Consider the following 16,768-nt stretch of genomic DNA (forward strand, 5'->3'; position numbering starts at 1 on the left):
GGCGCGAACCCCAGCGCCGAAGCGGCAAGTTGGCAGCCCAACCGGCGGCCCCGGTATCAGCGCGACCGGCCGAAAACTCCTTAGAGCGTCACTTCCCGACCTCACCGGAGTCCCGATGCCCCGCTCTCCCGAGCCCTCCCGCCCCGTCGCGCCCTCGCGCGGCGGAACGCGGCCCGCCGGCCCCTCCCGCGCGGTCCCGCTGCCCCGGTTGCGACCCGTGCCGCCGGCCGACCCGCCCTACGACGACGAACGCGAGACCGGCCACGTGCCGCCGCCTCCCACACAGGGAGCCCTCGCCCTCGCCTACGACCGGCCCTGGGAGGCCCCGGCCCGCGCCGAGCCGTCCCCCCGTCCCGCCGACACTCCCGCCCAGCCCGCCCAGCCGGTCCAGCCGGCCGACACGCTCACCCGCTCCGCCGACACGCCCGTCCAGCCCGCCGACACGCTCACCCGCTCCGCCGACTCACCCGCCGGGCCCGCCGGCACGCCCGCCCGCCCCGGCGGCCGGCTGCCGCGCCTGCCGGTCGCTCCGCCCCCCGACCTCCGGGAGCTGCGCGGCATCGGGCAGGCGATGGCCGAGATCCTGGCCGGACGGCGCCCGCCCGCGACCGTCGCCGACCGCCTGACCGGCAGGGCCTACGCCGACCTGGTGCGCGCGGGGACGATGATCCGCACCAGACGGCCGCCGCTGGTCGCGTTGCCGCACGTCAAGCGGCCGCAGGACGGGGCCGTCGAGGCGTGCCTGCTGGTGCACTGCGGGGAACGCAGCCACGTGCTCGCGCTGCGTCTGGAGCGGTGCGGCGGAAAGTGGCTGGTCACCGACTTCGAGACCGCCTGAGACGCCACCGAGTCTGAGACGCCGCCGGATCGCCTGAGACGCCGTTCCGAACCGCCTGAGACGCCGTTCGAGACCCCCTGATGACGCCGACGGCCCCGCGACCGGGCAGGTCGCGGGGCCGTCGAGCGCTGTTGCGTGCGCGGGCGAGCCTCAGGCGGTGGCGTTCTTCGGGTCGCCGTGGCAGCGCTTGTACTTCTTGCCCGAGCCGCAGGGGCAGGGCGCGTTGCGCTCGACGTTGCCGTAGGCGGCGCGCTCCTCGGCGGTGGTGCGCACGCGGGTCTGCTCCGCGTCGCCGCTCTCGCCCGGCGCGCTGTAGATCATCTCGGTGGGACGCTGAGGGCGGCGCAGCGCCTTGGAGATGATCGCCTGCGCCTCCGAGACGTTGGCGTCCTGCGGGGCGGCCTCCTCGACGATCGGGTTGTCCTGCACCTCGATCTCGAGGTTGAACAGGAAGCCGACCGACTCCTCCTTGATGCCGTCCAGCATGGCCGCGAACATGTCGAAGCCCTCGCGCTGGTATTCGATCACCGGGTCGCGCTGGGCGTAGGCGCGCAGCGCGATGCCGTCGCGCAGGTAGTCCATCTCGTAGAGGTGCTCGCGCCACTTGCGGTCGAGGACCGACAGGATGACCCGCCGCTCAACCTCGCGCATGGTCTCGGCGCCGAGCTCCTCCTCGCGCCGGTCGTACGCCGCGAGGGCGTCGGCCTTGATCCGCTCGCGGATGAGGTCGGCCGTCAGGCCCTCGCGCTCGCCGCCGGCCTCCTCGATGAGCTCTTCGACCGTGACCGAGATCGGGTAGAGCTGCTGGAACGCCTTCCAGAGCTTGTCCAGGTCCCACTCTTCGGCGAAGCCCTCGGCGGTGGCCGCCTGGACGTACCCGTCGACGACCTCGGTGATGAACTCGCGGACCTGCTCGTGCAGGTCGGCGCCCTCAAGCACCCGGTGGCGCTCGGCGTAGATCACCTTGCGCTGGCGGTTCATGACCTCGTCGTACTTCAGAACGTCCTTGCGGATCTCGAAGTTCTGCTGCTCGACCTGGTGCTGGGCGGAGGCGATGGCCTTGGAGACGATGCCCGACTCGATCGGGACGTCCTCGGGAATGTTCAGCCGCGTCATGATCATCTCGACACGGGCGGAGTTGAACAGCCGCATGAGGTCGTCCTCGAGGGACAGGTAGAACCGCGACTCGCCGGGGTCGCCCTGACGGCCGGAACGGCCGCGCAGCTGGTTGTCGATGCGGCGCGACTCGTGGCGCTCGGTGCCGAGGACGTACAGGCCACCGAGCTCGGTGACCTCCTCGTGCTCGGTCTTGACGGCCTCCTTGGCCTTCTCGAGCGCCTCGGGCCAGACCTTCTCGTACTCCTCCGGGGTCTCGGAGGGGGACAGGCCGCGCTGCTGCAGCTCGATGTCGGCGCGGAACTCGGGGTTGCCGCCCAGCATGATGTCGGTGCCGCGGCCGGCCATGTTGGTGGCGACGGTCACGGCGTGCTTGCGGCCCGCCTCGGCGATGATCGTGGCCTCACGGGCGTGGTTCTTGGCGTTGAGCACCTCGTGGGCGACGCCGGCCCGCTTGAGCGCCTTGGAGAGCTTCTCGGACTTCTCGACCGAGGTGGTGCCGACCAGGACCGGCTGGCCCTTCTCGTAGCGCTCCTTGATGTCCTGCACACAGGCGTTGAACTTGGCGTCCTCGGTCTTGTAGACCACGTCGGCCTGGTCTCTGCGGACCATGGGCCGGTTGGTCGGGATCGGGATGACGCCCAGTTTGTAGGTCTGGTGGAACTCGTTGGCCTCGGTCGCCGCCGTGCCGGTCATGCCGGCGAGCTTGCCGTACAGGCGGAAGTAGTTCTGCAGGGTGACGGTGGCGAGGGTCTGGTTCTCGTCCTTGACCTTCACGGCCTCCTTGGCCTCGATGGCCTGGTGCATGCCCTCGTTGTAGCGGCGGCCGTGCAGGACGCGACCGGTGAACTCGTCCACGATCAGGACCTCGCCGTCGACGACGATGTAGTCCTTGTCCTTCTTGTAGAGCTCTTTGGCCTTGATGGCGTTGTTGAGGAAGCCGACGAGGTGGGTGTGCTCGGGCTTGTAGAGGTTGTCGATGCCAAGCCAGTCTTCGACCCTTTCGACACCGGCCTCAAGGACGCCGACCGTGCGCTTCTTCTCGTCGACGATGTAGTCGCCGGTGCTCTCTTCGCCCTCTTTGCCCTCGACGCCGCGGCGGAGGCGGGGGACGATCTTGGCGAACTCGGCGTACCACTTGCCGGACTGCTCGCCGGGACCGGAGATGATCAGCGGCGTGCGGGCCTCGTCGATGAGGATGGAGTCGACCTCGTCGACGATGGCGTAGTTGTGGCCGCGCTGGACGCACTCTTCGAGCGACCAGGCCATGTTGTCGCGCAGGTAGTCGAAGCCGAACTCGTTGTTGGTGCCGTAGGTGATGTCGGCGTTGTACTGCCGGCGGCGCTCGTCGGGCGCCATGTTGGCGAGGATGACGCCGACCTCCAGGCCGAGGAAGCGGTGGACGCGCCCCATGTTGTCGGCGTCGCGCTTGGCCAGGTAGTCGTTGACGGTGACGACGTGCACGCCCTTGCCGCTGATGGCGTTGAGGTAGGACGGCAGCGTACAGGTGAGGGTCTTGCCCTCACCGGTGCGCATCTCGGCGATGTTGCCGAGGTGCAGCGCGGCGCCGCCCATGATCTGCACGTCGAAGTGGCGCTGGCCGAGGACCCTGCGGGCCGCCTCGCGCACGGCGGCGAACGCCTCGGGAAGCAGATCGTCGAGGGACTCGCCGTCGGCGTGGCGCTGCTTGAACTCGTCGGTCAGCGCGCGCAGCTCGGCGTCGCTCAGGCCGGTGAAGTCGGACTCGATGGAGTTGACCTGCTCGGAGATCCGCTTCAGCTTACGCAGGACCTTGCCCTCGCCGGCGCGAAGGATCTTGTCGAGAAAGGCTGGCACTTTGAGTAAAGCTCCTCGCAGGTCTGTACCGCGGCCCGACGGCTGCGGACATGAGGACGAGACATGGTTCCCCACAGCCATGGTAGGCGGTTTCACCACCGGACACAGCCATCGTCAATGACGCTGTCGGGGAACAGGAAGTTCCAGACCGTCTCATACCGGCGGCTGACGGGGTACGGCCTGCGGCACGGCCGGTGAGGTTGGATATCGTTCGATGGTACGGGCAGGGAATCTTTGCCACGGGGCGGCCCCCCGGCGGCAACGCACATCGACGAGAACAACAAGGAGTCGGGATGGCCGAGAGCGCACCGGCGAAACCACACAGCGGCCAGTCGCACGCCGGGCGTGCGTCGTCATGGCTCGCGGTGACCGTGATCCTGCTGGGCTTCACCATCGGCGGCATCGCCCTCGTGATGGGCCCCAACTGGCTGCTGTTCTGGGTCGGCGGCGGAGCGGTCATCGTGATCGGCGGCATCCTCGCCCTCATCTTCGACATCTTCTCCGACGTCATCGAGGACGCCCCGCGCGAGATCGCGGTGCAGGAGCACCACTCCCCGTTCGAGCACCACGGAGAGCGCGCCTGATCCCTCGTCGTCCCGGGACGACACCGGCATAGCCGTTTCGTCGGTGGCTCGCCCTACCATCGACACATGCCGAACGGTATCCCCGCCCCCGTGCTCGACCTGTCCGCCGACGAGGCCCGCCGCGCCATCCTGCGCGCCCAGGGGTTCCTCGGGGCCGACTCCCGCCGGGGCGGGGTCACGGCCATGTTGCGCCGCCTCGCCGCCGTGCAGCTCGACACCATCTCGGTCCTGGCCCGCTCCCACGAGCTGGTGGCGTACGCGCGGCTGGGCGCCGTCGGCCGGGCCGCGGTCGAGCGGGCATACTGGCACGAGCCCGCCACCGCCTTCGAATACTGGTGCCACGCCGCGTGCGTCGTGCCCATCGACGACTGGCCGCTGTACGCCTTCCGCCGCCGCGCCTACCGCGAGCGGCGCTATCGCTGGCACGAGGTGCCGCCGACCATCGACAAGGTGCTCGAGCAGGTCAGAAACGAGGGGCCGGTGACCACCACCGACCTCGGCGGCGCCAAGAACGGCGGCCCCTGGTGGGACTGGTCCGACGTCAAGATCGCCGTGGAGTTCCTGCTCGACATCGGCGAGGTCGTGTGCACCCGCCGGGTCGGCTGGCGCCGCGTCTACGACGTCGCCGAGCGCGTCGTTCCTCCGGCGCTCCTCGGCCGCGAGCTCAGCGACGCCGAGTGCGTCCAGGGGCTGGCCGGTCACGCCGGGCGCGCCCTCGGGGTGGCCACCCGCGCCGACCTCGCCGACTTCATCCGCGTCCGCGGGGCACAGGGGGCCCTGCTGGACGAGGCGCTCCTCGGCGGCGGCGCCGGCCTGGTCCCGGTTTACGTCGACGGCTGGGGAACTCCCCGCGGCGCCGTCCGCGGGGCGGCCGGGGCCGCGCGTCCGGCGGCCAACGCCTGGGCCGACCCGGCCGCGCTCGCCACCGCGCCGCGCGGCCGCCACCGCACCACGCCGCTCTCGCCGTTCGACTCCCTGGTCTGGGACCGCGCCCGCACCGAGCGGGTCTTCGGCTTCACCCACCGGCTGGAGGCCTACGTCCCCAAGGACAAGCGGGTGCACGGCTACTTCACGATGCCGGTGCTGGCCGGCGGCCGGCTCATCGGCCGGGTGGACCCCGCGCGCGACGGCTCGACCTTCGTGGCACGTCAGGTGGGGTTCGAGGCCGGGCCGGCCCGCGGCGGCGCGGCCCGCGCCGCCGCCGTCGAGGCGATGAGCCAGGCCCTGTGGGAGGCCGCCGCCTGGGTCGGGTGCGACGACGTCCGCGTCGAGCGCGTCGGCAGCCCCGACCTCGCCGCTCCCCTGGAGGCCGCCCTGCGCCGCCCGCCTGTGGGCGACGGTTCCTGACGTCCGCCCATGGGCGGACGTGCGTGACGCCCGCTTGTGGGCGACGGTTCCTGACGCGCGCCTGTGGGCGACGGTGCGTTACGCCCGCGCCGCCCGCGTGGGTCAGGTGATCTCGAGGAGGCGTTCCCTGACGGCGTAGACGACGGCTTCCATGCGGGAGTGGAGCTGGAGTTTCTCCAGGATGTTGCGGACGTGGTTCTTGACGGTGTTCTCGGAGATGAACAGCTGCTTGGCGATCTCGCGGTTGTTCATGCCCTTGGCGACCAGCCGCAGCACTTCCATCTCACGATCGGTCAGCCGGGGCACCGGCAGCTGCGGAGGGCGCTCGGCCTCCTTGCGGCTCATGTTGGCGAACTCGCTGATCAGCTTGGCCGCCATCGCCGGGTTGATGAGCGACTGGCCCTCGTGGACGCCGCGCACGGCGTCGGGCACCTCGTCGATCTGCACGTCCTTGAGCAGGTAGCCGGTGGCCCCCGCCTTGATCGCCTCGAAGAGGTCCTCCTCTTCGTCGCTGACGGTGAGCATCACGATGCGGGCGCTCGGCACCGACGCCTTGATCGCCCGTGTCGCCTCGATGCCGCTCTTCCGGGGCATCCGGACGTCCATGAGAACGACGTCCGGCAGGAGGCGGTCGGCGATCTCGACCGCCTCCTGACCGTCGCCGGCCTCGCCGACCACCTCGATGTCCGGCTCCGCGGCCAATGCCAGCTCAAGGCTCCGCCGGATCAGCGCGTGATCGTCAACGATCAGCACGCGGATCGGCTCCTGACGCCCGGAACGGTCGGCCGTTTCGTCGGTCTGCGTCACGCCTCCTCCTCGTGGGGAGCCGGTCGCGCCGGTAGGTCGACCCCTACCGCGCGACGCTCCCGCGCCCTCGGGACCGCCATCATTACACGGCTTCCCGGCGCGCGGGGGTGGTCGAGAGGATCATCGAACGCGTTGGTTACTGTTCGACGAGCCGCAACACGCCGTAGTCGTATCCGACACGCCGGTACACGACGCTCGGAAGCCCGCACTCCTTGTCTCTGAACAGGTAGAAGTCGTGGCCGACCAGCTCCATCTCCAGCAGTGCCTGGTCGATGGTCATGGCGTCGGCCTGGTGGAACTTCTCGCGGACGACGAGGGGCCCGTCGCCTTCCATCTCGATCGGAACGATGGGCTCGCGATACCCGTCCTCGTCACGGGCCGGCTCGGCGGCGTACGGCTCGGCGTGCTCGACGGGCTCGGGTGGAAGCGGTTGCGGCAGGGACTCGTAGGCGTCGGCCAGGACGGAGGTCAGTTCGGCCACCGATGGGGGGCAGTGGTTGCCGTGGTGGACCTTGCGGCGGTCGGCGATGCGCCGGAGCCGTCCCTCGAGCTTGCCGAGGGCGATGTCGAGGGCCGCGAACCGGTCGTCGGCGGAGGCTTCCGCCCTGATCGCCGGTCCCTTGGAATGGATGGTCAGCTCCACCCGCTCGCGGTGCTCGGTCGCCCGCACGTTCGCTTCCTTGGACACCTCCACATCGACGCGTATGAGCTTGTTGTCCAGTCGTTCGATCCTGGCCAGTTTCGTCGTCACATGATCGCGGAACCGGTCACTCACACTGGTGTGCCGTCCCTTGACGATGATGTCCACTCAAAGGCCCCCCTTCGTCTCGACTGCAAGGAGTGGCACCCGCCCGGCCGACCTGGTCTTCGTCCCCACATCCGCCTGCTGAGGGGTTCGCGGCCTGTGCCACTACTGCCCTTCTCTTCTGGCGGAGGACATCTGGACCTCCGGGAAGGCAGGACTTACCTCTAAGCCGCACCGTGATCGGTCGACGAAGAGTCGCCTTACGTGGGCCGTTTCGCCTGCGGCTGGCATCGGCTAGCCAGTCCGGTCCCCCGAAGGGGGTCGGTCCGGCGCAACCACGGACCCGAACGGGTGCCATGCTCGAACGCTAGTCCCTGCCGGGCCGAATGTCAGCCGCGGGCTCGGCCAAAGGATCACTGTGAGTGATCCGCTGGGCGGCCGCGGACCTTGGGCCGACCCGGCGTTGACCATGCTCGGACCCGTTCCGTGAGGGCTTCTCGCGTCGATTGAGCAGGGAGGGACGGGGACCGGGACAGCAACATGTGACCGCCGCGCCATGCCGATGATTTACCTCTGCCATTACCGCGCGTATTCTTCTGAGTTCTCTCGAATCCGGGCGTGTCGCGTTCGACGCGGCGTGGCGGCCACCGTGACGGCGAGCGCCACCTCCACCCCGGCCGCCCGCAGCGCCCGCGCCGCCTCGGCCAGCGTGGCCCCGGTGGTGACGACGTCGTCCAGCAGGACCACCACGCCGTCCGGTGGGCCCTGAGAGCGGCGCTGAGCGAGGTTCCGCCCGGGCAGGACACGAAGAGCCCCGCCGAGATTGGCGGCCCTTTCGGGCGCGCTCAGGCCCGCCTGGTCGCGCACCCGCCGCGCCTGCGCGAGGGCGGGCACCGCCGCGGCCGGCCGCCCCCGCGCCCGCAGCGCCCGCGCCGCCAGCACGGCCAGCCGCCGCACCGGGTCGTGCCCGCGCCGCCGCACGGACCGGCGCGCGCTCGGGACCGGGACCAGGACGAGCGGCGCGCGCGGCGGGAGGCCGCGGGCCACGAGCGCGGCGAGCAGGGTGGAGACCAGGCAGCTCGCCAGGAGCGGCGCCGTCGCCGTGCGCCCGCGTTCTTTGTAGGCGAGCAGGACACGGCGAACCGGGCCCTCGTAGCAGGCGGCCGACCAGCAGTCGGGCAGGCCGGGCGGCGGCGGGCCGGGCGGCCGCGGCACGGGGTCGCCGCGCAGATCGGCCGCGCACGGGCCGCAGACGGCGGCGCCGGACCGGTCGCACCCGGCGCAGCGGTGGAGCGAGATCAGATCGAGGAGGGCGGTCAGCATGCCCCCACCGTGCGCCCCGTCACCGACGGTCCGGGCCCGTGCCTCCCGTCCGTCCACAGGCGAGCGGGACGAACCGGGGCGACCCGCCCGTCGTCCACAGGCTCCCCCTGAGGCCGGTGCGTGCGGGTCACAGGCGACCGGGGTGTGACACGGCCATCGCCCACCGGTGCGCTCGCCGTGGACGACGCCACGCGGGTCACAGGCGACCGGGGTGACACCACCGTCCTCCAGGTGGACGGTGCACGGGTCAGCCCAGGGGGTAGGCGGGGGGATCGGCTCCGTCCTTGACCACCGTGGTCCACTGGGTCTTCTGCGGGTTCCACACCTGGATCTCGCCGCCGGCCGTCCCGGCGATGATGAGGGCCGGGTCGGGGGCCGCCGCGATGCTCTCGATGCCGGCGGCCGACTTCGGCGACTCCAGCCGCACCCCCTGAGTCACCGACCACGTGCTGAGCACGCGGTCGGCCTTGGCGGCCGTCAGGACCAGAAGCGTGTCGGCGTCCCGCCAGGCGATGTCGATGATCTGCTGGCCCTCGCTCGCGGGCACCAGAGGACGCAGGTTCTGGATCTTCCACTCGCTCCGGTTGACGGAGCCCACCAGGACCTGCTCGCCGTGCCCGTCGTCGGCGATGACCGCCACTCTGGCGCCGTCGCGCGCCACGCGGAAGGCGGTCACGTCGCTGGTCTCGAGGCCCGGCGCGCTCACCGGGATCTGCCGCGTGGCGTCGCGCGCCCTGAGCACCTGCGCCTTGCGCGGGGCCTGCTGGACGACCGACCACAGATCGCCGTACCGGTCCCACGACGGCGGGGTCAGGTGAGCGCCCTCGATCCAGCGCTCCCACTGGCTGCCGGGGTTGATGCCGCTGACGTAGGCCCCGCCGGCGCGTTCGAGCGCGGCCACCTTGACCGCCTGGTCGTTGGACACCGCCAGATGGGTGAACTGCCGCGTGCCGACCTGCCCCACGCCGACCACAGTGGGGTTGTCGTCGTCCTTGTCCAGCCGGTGGAGCCTGCCCTGCTGCAGGTAGTACGGCTGCGGCTGGGCGATCACGTCGGGGTCGAAGCGGTCGTAGTCGCGCGGGTCGATGATGAACGGCCCGTTGGGGAACTGCTCGCCGTTGACCCGCACCTCGATGCGCCGCGACTCGGTGAGCGGTTTGAGCGTCCAAGCCAGCTGCGCCGACAGCGCCTCGCGGTTGATCTCCGAGAGCGTGGAGTCGACGATGCCGTAGGTGAAGTCGACCACGACGGTGTCGTTCTCGACGAACACGTCGTTGACGTCGACGTTCTTCCTGAACGCGGAGTTCACGGCACCGCTGAGCGGCGCCGTGGGGCCGATGAGCAGCTTGCGCACCAGGGACTTGGCCAGCCCCTCGCTGGGGTTGATCGGCACGCGCACCTGGTCGGCCACCAGGCCGGCCGACTGGTAGGCCGGGAAGTACAGGTCGAAGGAGCGGAAGGCCCGTTTGAAGTCGTCCTGGGTGAGCCACAGCCCCGGAGGCGCCGAGGAGATGCGCCACTCACCCTGCACCTTGACCAGGGTGAACTCGCGGGCGGTCTCACCGCTCGCCGCGGCGTCGCTCGGGACGTAGTGCCCGTCGCCGTCGAGGCTGCCGAGGACGGTGCCCTTCAGCGTCACCCGGGCCTGCTGGATGTCCACTCTGGGGTCGTCCATGGCCAGGGACCCCTCGTAGATGGTGATCGGGTGGAAGGGGACCCAGCCGCGCAGGGCCTCTCCGGTGAGGTACTGCCGGGCCACCGAGCGCAGCGGGTCGTCGAAGCTCGCCGCCGCGGCCAGGAAGCCGCCGACGATCTCCAGAGGGGACCCCTTGAGCTTCGGGGGCGCGGCGAGGACGCGGACGTAGGGCTGGCTGAGCGCGTCGCCCCCGCGCCCGCCGCGGACCGCGAAGGGATTGCCCCCGGTCGGCACCGTGGAGCAGGCGGCCGACAGCACGGCGACCACGGCCAGGGCGAGGCCCCGTAGCAAGGCTCTAGTCGGCATCGAAGGCCCCCTCGATGGCCGGGGAGAGCACCGGCGTGGCCTGGCCCCGCCAGGTGCGTCGCATCTCGACCTCGGGCGGCACCAGAGGAAGGGGCGACCCGCGCAGCTCGGACCCGGCCTGCCGGGGCAGCGACAGCCGGAACTGCGACCCCTCGCCCGGGATGCCCCACGCCTGCAGCCAGCCGCCGTGCAGGATGGCGTCCTCGCGGGAGATCGCCAGGCCGAGGCCGGTGCCGCCGATGGTGCGCGCCCGGGAGGGGTCGGCGCGCCAGAACCGGTCGAAGACCATGTTCTCCTCGCCGGGCTTCAGCCCCACGCCGTGGTCGCGCACGGCCACGGCCACGGCGTCGCGGTCGGCGCCGAGGGTGACCACGATGTCGCGGCCCTCGCCGTGCTCGATGGCGTTGAACAGCAGGTTGCGCAGGATGCGCTCGACCCTGCGGCTGTCGCATTCGGCCATGCACGGCTCGTTCGGCAGCCGCAGGTCCAGCCGGGTCGCCTTGCGCTCGGCGAGCGGCTGGGAGTCGCCGACCGCCCTCAGCACGACGTCGCGCATGTCCACCGAGTCGACGTCGAGCGTGGCCGCGCCCGCGTCGTACCGGCTGATCTCCAGCAGGTCGGCCAGCATCGACTCGAACCGTTCGAGCTGGTTCTGCATGAGCTCGGCCGAGCGCGCGGCGGCCGGGTCGAAGTCCTCGCGGCTCTCGTACAGCAGGTCGGCCGCCATGCGGACGGTGGTCAGCGGCGTGCGCAGCTCGTGCGAGACGTCGGAGACGAACTGCCGCTGCACCTGCGACAGCTCCTCGAGCTGGTGGATCTTCAACGCGAGCGTGGAGGCCATCTCGTTGAAGGAGGCGGCCAGGCGGGCCAGGTCGTCCTCCCCGCGCACCTTCAGCCGCTCCTCCAGCCGGCCGGCGGCCAGGCGCTCGGCGGCCTGGCGGGTGAGCCGGACGGGGGTGACGACCTGCCGGGTGACCAGCGAGGCGACCGCGGCCAGCAGCAGCACCAGCGCCACGCTCGCCAGGATCACCCACCGCTGGACCTGGGACAGCGTGCTGACGTCGTCGCTCAGCGGGAAGAAGTGGTAGACCTCGTACTCCCCGTAGACGTTCGGCACCATCGCCCCGATCGCCAGCGCGGGGGTGGGCGTCGGGTCGCCCTGGTAGTACATCGAGGTGTACTGCCCCTGGGGCTCGCCGCGGGCCTTGCGCACGGCGTCGCGCAGCGTGCGGGGGACGCTTCTCAGGGCGATGTTGTTGGTGCCGCGGTCCTCCCCCACGTGGTAGCCGCTGAGGATGACGACGCTGTAGCGGGCGCCGGCCCGGCGGGCGAGCGCCTCGGCCGCCTGGTCGACCGGGGTCTTGAACGGTCCGTCGATGTCGTCGCTCTGGGCCGCGGCCGACTGCTTGGCCGTGGTGTCGGAGGGCTGGCCCAGGTAGCCGGCCACGGTGGTCACGTTGGCCTGGGCCTCGGCGATCGCCGTCTGCTTGCGGCCGTCGAGCACGGCCGTCTGGATCATCTGCAGCAGGAAGAAGGCGACCACCACGACGACGGTCATGGAGATGAGCAGCGTGCTGGTGACGACCCTGAGCTGCAGCGAGCGGCGCCACATCCGGCGCGTCCGTCCCGCGGCGCGCCGGGCCCTCCGGCGGACGCCGCGCACTATCTGGCGCGGCGTTCGCCGGATCTTCTTCTTCGGCCTGGGCCGGCCCTGCGCGGGGCGGGCGGCGCCGGAGGATGCGGTGGGGAGGGCCATGCGGATGTCCCAGGGGTCACGGCGCGGGGTGGCGGCGGGCGCCGCCTACGCCGGGCCGGCCTTGTAGCCGACGCCGCGGACGGTGACGACGATCTCGGGGTGCTCCGGGTCCTTCTCGATCTTGGCCCGGAGTCGCTGCACGTGCACGTTGACCAGGCGGGTGTCGGCCGCGTGGCGGTAGCCCCAGACCTGCTCGAGCAGCACCTCGCGGGTGAAGACCTGGCGCGGCTTGCGCGCCAGGGCGACCAGCAGGTCGAACTCGAGCGGAGTGAGGTTGACGGTCTCGTCTTCGCGCTTGACCGAGTGGCCGGCGACGTCGATCGTTATGTCGCCGATCTGCAGCACCTCGGGCGTCGGCTCGTCGGTGCGGCGCAGCCGGGCCCGCACCCGGGCCACGAGCTCCTTCGGCTTGAACGGCTTGACGATGTAGTCGTCGGCGCCGGACTCCAGCCCGAGGACGACGTCGATGGTGTCGCTCTTGGCGGTGAGCATGACGATCGGCACGCCGGACTCGGCGCGGATGCGGCGGCACACGTCGATGCCGTCGGCGCCGGGCAGCATCAGGTCGAGCAGCACCAGGTCAGGCCTGGTGTCGCGGAACGCGTCCAGCGCTTTGTCGCCGTCGGAGACGAACGACGGCTCGAAGCCCTCCCCCCGAAGGACAATGCCGAGCATCTCGGCGAGAGCGGCGTCGTCATCGACGACCAGCACGCGTCCTTTCATGGCCCCTCATTCGTTCTGCGCAGTATGGAGGTGGAGGCGAAAGCCGTACGACCGACCGAAGGCTACCTGTGACGCACCGCCGGGTGATAAACGACCGAACAATAGCTCCACCGAAAGCCGAATTTTAGGCTCACGTTACTGAACCCGCCAATGATCTGGCTCGATGGGCTCGTGGCGTGGCGTGGCGCGTACCGGACATGCCTTGGCACAAGTTTGCGCCAAGCCGGTCGTATTCCACCATCCGGGCGCATGATCGATCGCCCGGGCACCCCGAGCGGGCGTGCGACATGCCAGGATTGGGATATGTCAGACGGTCACGGCTCCGCGCCAGGCACGCCCCCGGGTTGGGCGCAGAACCAGCCTCCGCCGTACGTCCCTCCCGGGCAGGCGCCGTGGACCTCTCCTGGCGCGGCGAACCCGCCGTCCGACGAGCCCGCGGCAGCCACCGCACAGCCGGGCGCGCCCGCTGGAGGCACCCCGCAGTCGCCGCCGGAGCAGACGGCTCCTGGGCGGGCCGGCGGGGGGACGCCGCAGGACGCGCCGCCGCAGGGCCCCGGATACGGGCAGCAGTCCCCTCCGCCGCCGCCCCCGGGCCAGGCCTACCCGCCGCCCCAGGGCCAGGCCTACCCGCCGCCTCCGGGGCAGCCGTACGCGCCGCCCTCCCCAGGGCAGCCCTACCCGCCCGGCCCGTACGGCGGATACGGCGGATACGGTCCCCACGGGCAGGGCCCCGGCTACGGCGGCCAGTACGGCTTCCGCCCGCCGCCGCAGGCGCCGCGCCCGGGCATCATCCCGCTGCGCCCGCTCGCGCTCGGCGACATCCTGGACGGCACGATCAAGCTGATCCGGTCCAACCCGAAGGCCACGCTCGGCCTGTCGGCGATCGCCGCGGCCATCGGCGTACTGCCGCTGTCGATCGGCCAGGCCGTCTACTACGGCTCCGTCGGCGAGATCATCGCCGATCCCGACACGCTCGCGGCCGGGCGAGAGCTGCCCATGGGGGGCGTCATCGCCCAGTTCGGCGGCGCACTGATGACCCTGGTCATCCAGTTCTTCCTGGTCACCATACTGACGGGCATGCTCACCCGGGTGCTCGGGCGCGCGGTGTTCGGCGGGCGCATCACCATCGGGGAGGCGTGGCGGCTCACCCGCGGACGCCTGCCCGCCCTGTTCGGGCTGGCCCTGCTCACCGGCCTCATCGCGCTGGCGCCGCTGGTCGTCGTCGGCGGGCTGCTGTTCCTGCTCATCGCCGGCGACGGCCCCGGCGCCCTCATCGCGCTCGTGGTGATCCTTTCCGTCATGGGTTACATCGCCTACCTCGTGACGGTCAGCACGCGCTTCTCGCTGGCGGCGGCGGCCGTCGTGCTCGAACGGCGCGGGGTCGTCGAGGCGATGCGGCGGTCGTGGCGGCTGGTCGGCACCGGTTTCTGGCGCGTACTCGGCATCCTGATACTGACGCAACTCCTGGTCGCCATGCTCGGCTACATCCTGTCGCTGCCGGTCACCATCGTCAGCCTGGTGGTGTCCTTCGGCGGGCAGGGCACCGTCGCCGCGACGGTGGTCACCACGGTCCTGCTCACGGTCGGCGGCATCCTCAGCTCGATGATCACCTATCCCGTGCAGGCGGGCGTGAACGGGCTGCTCTACACCGACCTGCGCATGCGCGCCGAGGCGTTCGACCTGGTCCTGCAGACGGCCGCGCTCGACCAGCAGCGCCTGGGCTGGGTGCCCGCGACCGCCGACGAGCTGTGGCACCCCTCCCACGCCGCGGGCGGCGCCGGCCCGCACGTCCCCGGCTCCCCCGCGGCGCCGTGACCGCGACCGCCCTCGCCCTCGCTCTCGTCCGCGGCCTGGCCCTGGACGACATCGGGCGCGACGCGGCCCGCCGCAGGGCCGTCGAAGAGCTCGTCAAGCCCGAATACCAGCAGGAGTCGCTGATCGAGCGGGCGTTCCGGCTGTTCCAGGAGTTCATCGACGGCCTGTTCGACAGCGCGCCCGGAGGGGTGCCCGGCGGCGTGCTCGCGCTGCTCGCCGTGCTGCTCGTCGTCGTCGCGCTCGCCGCCCTGCTCCTCTGGCAGGCGCGCAGGGCCACCGGGGCCCGCCGCGCCGCCGCCGAGGGCCTGTTCGGGCCGAAGGCGCGCACCGCCGAGGAGCACCGCGCCGAGGCCGAACGCCTCGCCGGCGAGTCCCGCTGGGCCGAGGCCGTCCAAGAACGGCTGCGGGCGATCGCGCGCGACCTGGAAGACCGGGCCATCGTGGCGCCGCAGGCCGGGCGCACGGCCGACGAGCTGGCCGCCGAGGCCGGGCGGGAACTCACCGCGCTCGCGCCCGCGCTGACGGCCGCGGCGCGGCTGTTCGACGACGTCACCTACGGCCAGGCGCCGGGCACCCCCGAGGGCTACCGGTCGGTCGCCGAGCTCGACGCCGGCGTCGCGGCCGCCCGCCCCGCCGCCCTGGCCGCGACGGCGAGGCCCTCATGACCCTCACCGCGCCCGGCCGCACACCCGACCACGCGGCCGGCCCCGGCACGGCCACCTCGGCCTCCACCTCGCCCACCGCGCGCGGCCTGTGGCGCGGCGCCCGTGGCATGGTCGCCGTCGGCGTCCTGGTGGTGCTGGTCGCCGTCATCGCCGCGCTGTTCACCGGCACCTCCACCGAGGGGCGCCCGCTCGACCCCGCCGACGCCTCGCTGACCGGCGGCAAGGCGCTCGCGCAGCTTCTGCGGGCGCGCGGCGTCCGCGTCGAGCGGGTCTCCACCGTGGACGACGTCGTGCGCCTGGACGGGCCCGCGAGCCGGGTCCTGGTGACCGACACCTCCTTCCTGAGCGCCGACGAGGTGTCCCGGCTGTCGCGCACGCGGGCGCAACGGCTGATCGCCGGGCCGGTGTCCGACCTCGACCGGCTGGCCCCCGGCATCGGCTCCACGGGCGAGACCGGCTCGCGTTCCCGCGAACCCCGGTGCGCGCTGCCCGCCGCCGTCCGCGCGGGCAGCGCCTTCATGGGCGGCGCGCTGTTCACCGTGCCCCGCGGCTCGACCGGCTGCTATCCCGGCGCCGACGGCGCGAGCCTGGTGCACACGCCCGGCGACCCGTCGGTGACCGTGGTCGGCGACGGCGCCTTCATGACCGACCGGCGGCTCGCCGAGGACGGCAACGCCGCGCTGGCGATGAACCTCGCGGGCGACCGGCCGGTGCTGATCTGGCTGGTCGCGCCGGACGAGCCCCAGGCCGTCCCCGGCTCGGGGAAGGCGAGCGCCGCCGACCTCATCCCGCCCGGAGTCCCGTGGGCGGTGGTGCAGCTCGGCGTCGCCCTCGTGGTGGTGGCGTTCTGGCGGGGCCGCCGCCTCGGGCCCGTCGTGGTCGAGCGGCTGCCGGTGGTCGTCCGCGCCGCCGAGACCGTCGAAGGCCGCGGCCGCCTCTACCGCGCCCGCCGGGCCCGCGACCGCGCCTCGGCCACGCTGCGCGCCGCCTGCGTCTCGCGCCTGGTGCCGCGGCTGGGCCTGTCCGGGGAGGCGGCGCCGGACGAGATCGTCGCCGCGACCGCGCTGCGCACCGGGCATGATGCGATCTGGGTGCGTTCGGTGATGTACGGTCCGACACCGGCCGACGATGCCGGGCTCATCGCCCTGGCGGGCCACCTGGACACCCTGGAAAGGCAGGTACGAGAGCCGTGAGCACACCTCCGCCCGGAG

At 72.1% G+C, this 16,768-nt stretch carries 13 protein-coding genes; 6 read left to right on the forward strand and 7 right to left on the reverse strand.

Going from position 1 to position 16,768, the window contains the following annotated elements:
• Nucleotides 1–115 precede the first annotated feature (115 nt).
• Entirely contained in the window at nucleotides 116–838 is a 723-nt protein-coding gene (locus tag ABZT47_RS06535; RefSeq protein ID WP_354836915.1) for an Rv3235 family protein, read from the forward strand.
• Between the two features lie 150 nt (nucleotides 839–988).
• Here ABZT47_RS06535 and secA read toward each other — a convergent pair whose 3' ends face one another.
• Entirely contained in the window at nucleotides 989–3,790 is a 2,802-nt protein-coding gene (secA, locus tag ABZT47_RS06540) for a preprotein translocase subunit SecA (protein WP_354836917.1), read from the reverse strand.
• Nucleotides 3,791–4,083: 293 nt separating this feature from the next.
• On the opposite strand from secA, the gene ABZT47_RS06545 reads away from it, so the two are divergent.
• Together ABZT47_RS06545 and ABZT47_RS06550 are read left to right on the forward strand one after the other, a co-directional pair.
• Nucleotides 4,084–4,374, forward strand: coding sequence for an HGxxPAAW family protein (locus ABZT47_RS06545; RefSeq protein WP_354836919.1), 291 nt, complete (start codon nucleotides 4,084–4,086; stop codon nucleotides 4,372–4,374).
• A gap of 66 nt (nucleotides 4,375–4,440) precedes the next feature.
• Nucleotides 4,441–5,721: a crosslink repair DNA glycosylase YcaQ family protein gene (locus ABZT47_RS06550; RefSeq protein WP_354836922.1), complete on the forward strand. Its 1,281-nt coding sequence runs from the start codon at nucleotides 4,441–4,443 to the stop codon at nucleotides 5,719–5,721.
• Between the two features lie 102 nt (nucleotides 5,722–5,823).
• On the opposite strand, the gene ABZT47_RS06555 is transcribed toward ABZT47_RS06550, so the two are convergent.
• The 6 genes from ABZT47_RS06555 to mtrA all read right to left on the reverse strand — a co-directional run bounded on the left by ABZT47_RS06555 (nucleotide 5,824) and on the right by mtrA (nucleotide 13,077).
• Nucleotides 5,824–6,528 carry a response regulator transcription factor gene (locus ABZT47_RS06555; protein ID WP_354836924.1) on the reverse strand — a complete coding sequence of 235 codons (705 nt, stop codon included), beginning with the start codon at nucleotides 6,526–6,528 and terminating at the stop codon, nucleotides 5,824–5,826.
• Between the two features lie 136 nt (nucleotides 6,529–6,664).
• The gene (gene raiA / locus ABZT47_RS06560) at nucleotides 6,665–7,336 is read right to left on the reverse strand and encodes a ribosome-associated translation inhibitor RaiA (protein WP_354836926.1); all 672 of its coding nucleotides are present in this window, start codon (nucleotides 7,334–7,336) and stop codon (nucleotides 6,665–6,667) included.
• 516 nt (nucleotides 7,337–7,852) lie between these two features.
• Nucleotides 7,853–8,596 carry a phosphoribosyltransferase family protein gene (locus ABZT47_RS06565; RefSeq protein WP_354836928.1) on the reverse strand — a complete coding sequence of 248 codons (744 nt, stop codon included), beginning with the start codon at nucleotides 8,594–8,596 and terminating at the stop codon, nucleotides 7,853–7,855.
• Between the two features lie 247 nt (nucleotides 8,597–8,843).
• Complete coding sequence (locus tag ABZT47_RS06570) at nucleotides 8,844–10,598, reverse strand: LpqB family beta-propeller domain-containing protein (RefSeq protein ID WP_354836931.1); 1,755 nt, start codon at nucleotides 10,596–10,598, stop codon at nucleotides 8,844–8,846.
• The gene (gene mtrB, locus ABZT47_RS06575; RefSeq protein ID WP_354836934.1) at nucleotides 10,588–12,354 is read right to left on the reverse strand and encodes an MtrAB system histidine kinase MtrB; all 1,767 of its coding nucleotides are present in this window, start codon (nucleotides 12,352–12,354) and stop codon (nucleotides 10,588–10,590) included. Before mtrB ends, ABZT47_RS06570 begins: the two co-directional genes overlap by 11 nt.
• Before the next feature lie 45 nt (nucleotides 12,355–12,399).
• Nucleotides 12,400–13,077 carry an MtrAB system response regulator MtrA gene (gene mtrA, locus ABZT47_RS06580; protein ID WP_214408661.1) on the reverse strand — a complete coding sequence of 226 codons (678 nt, stop codon included), beginning with the start codon at nucleotides 13,075–13,077 and terminating at the stop codon, nucleotides 12,400–12,402.
• Nucleotides 13,078–13,380: 303 nt separating this feature from the next.
• On the opposite strand from mtrA, the gene ABZT47_RS06585 reads away from it, so the two are divergent.
• From ABZT47_RS06585 to ABZT47_RS06595, 3 genes are read left to right on the forward strand one after another with little or no spacing between them, the layout of a single operon-like run.
• Nucleotides 13,381–14,892 carry a hypothetical protein gene (locus ABZT47_RS06585; RefSeq protein ID WP_354836938.1) on the forward strand — a complete coding sequence of 504 codons (1,512 nt, stop codon included), beginning with the start codon at nucleotides 13,381–13,383 and terminating at the stop codon, nucleotides 14,890–14,892.
• Nucleotides 14,889–15,557 (forward strand): DUF4129 domain-containing protein, encoded by a 669-nt coding sequence (locus ABZT47_RS06590; protein WP_354836940.1) that lies wholly within the window; start codon nucleotides 14,889–14,891, stop codon nucleotides 15,555–15,557. The genes ABZT47_RS06585 and ABZT47_RS06590 overlap by 4 nt, the downstream gene beginning before the upstream one ends.
• Nucleotides 15,554–16,750 carry a DUF4350 domain-containing protein gene (locus ABZT47_RS06595; RefSeq protein ID WP_354836942.1) on the forward strand — a complete coding sequence of 399 codons (1,197 nt, stop codon included), beginning with the start codon at nucleotides 15,554–15,556 and terminating at the stop codon, nucleotides 16,748–16,750. The genes ABZT47_RS06590 and ABZT47_RS06595 overlap by 4 nt, the downstream gene beginning before the upstream one ends.
• Nucleotides 16,751–16,768 lie beyond the last annotated feature (18 nt).

It is taken from the genome of Sphaerisporangium sp. NPDC005289 (genome assembly GCF_040607455.1).
Taxonomy (GTDB): domain Bacteria; phylum Actinomycetota; class Actinomycetes; order Streptosporangiales; family Streptosporangiaceae; genus Sphaerisporangium; species Sphaerisporangium rhizosphaerae.

What these genes read in the sequence shown, in the direction of transcription:
- ABZT47_RS06595 (WP_354836942.1), top strand. Translation starts at nt 15,554, where the DNA reads ATGACCCTCACCGCGCCCGGCCGCACACCCGACCACGCGGCCGGCCCC.
- ABZT47_RS06545 (WP_354836919.1), top strand. Translation starts at nt 4,084, where the DNA reads ATGGCCGAGAGCGCACCGGCGAAACCACACAGCGGCCAGTCGCACGCC.
- ABZT47_RS06570 (WP_354836931.1), bottom strand. Translation starts at nt 10,598, where the DNA reads ATGCCGACTAGAGCCTTGCTACGGGGCCTCGCCCTGGCCGTGGTCGCC.
- ABZT47_RS06535 (WP_354836915.1), top strand. Translation starts at nt 116, where the DNA reads ATGCCCCGCTCTCCCGAGCCCTCCCGCCCCGTCGCGCCCTCGCGCGGC.
- mtrB (WP_354836934.1), bottom strand. Translation starts at nt 12,354, where the DNA reads ATGGCCCTCCCCACCGCATCCTCCGGCGCCGCCCGCCCCGCGCAGGGC.
- ABZT47_RS06550 (WP_354836922.1), top strand. Translation starts at nt 4,441, where the DNA reads ATGCCGAACGGTATCCCCGCCCCCGTGCTCGACCTGTCCGCCGACGAG.
- ABZT47_RS06565 (WP_354836928.1), bottom strand. Translation starts at nt 8,596, where the DNA reads ATGCTGACCGCCCTCCTCGATCTGATCTCGCTCCACCGCTGCGCCGGG.
- mtrA (WP_214408661.1), bottom strand. Translation starts at nt 13,077, where the DNA reads ATGAAAGGACGCGTGCTGGTCGTCGATGACGACGCCGCTCTCGCCGAG.
- ABZT47_RS06585 (WP_354836938.1), top strand. Translation starts at nt 13,381, where the DNA reads ATGTCAGACGGTCACGGCTCCGCGCCAGGCACGCCCCCGGGTTGGGCG.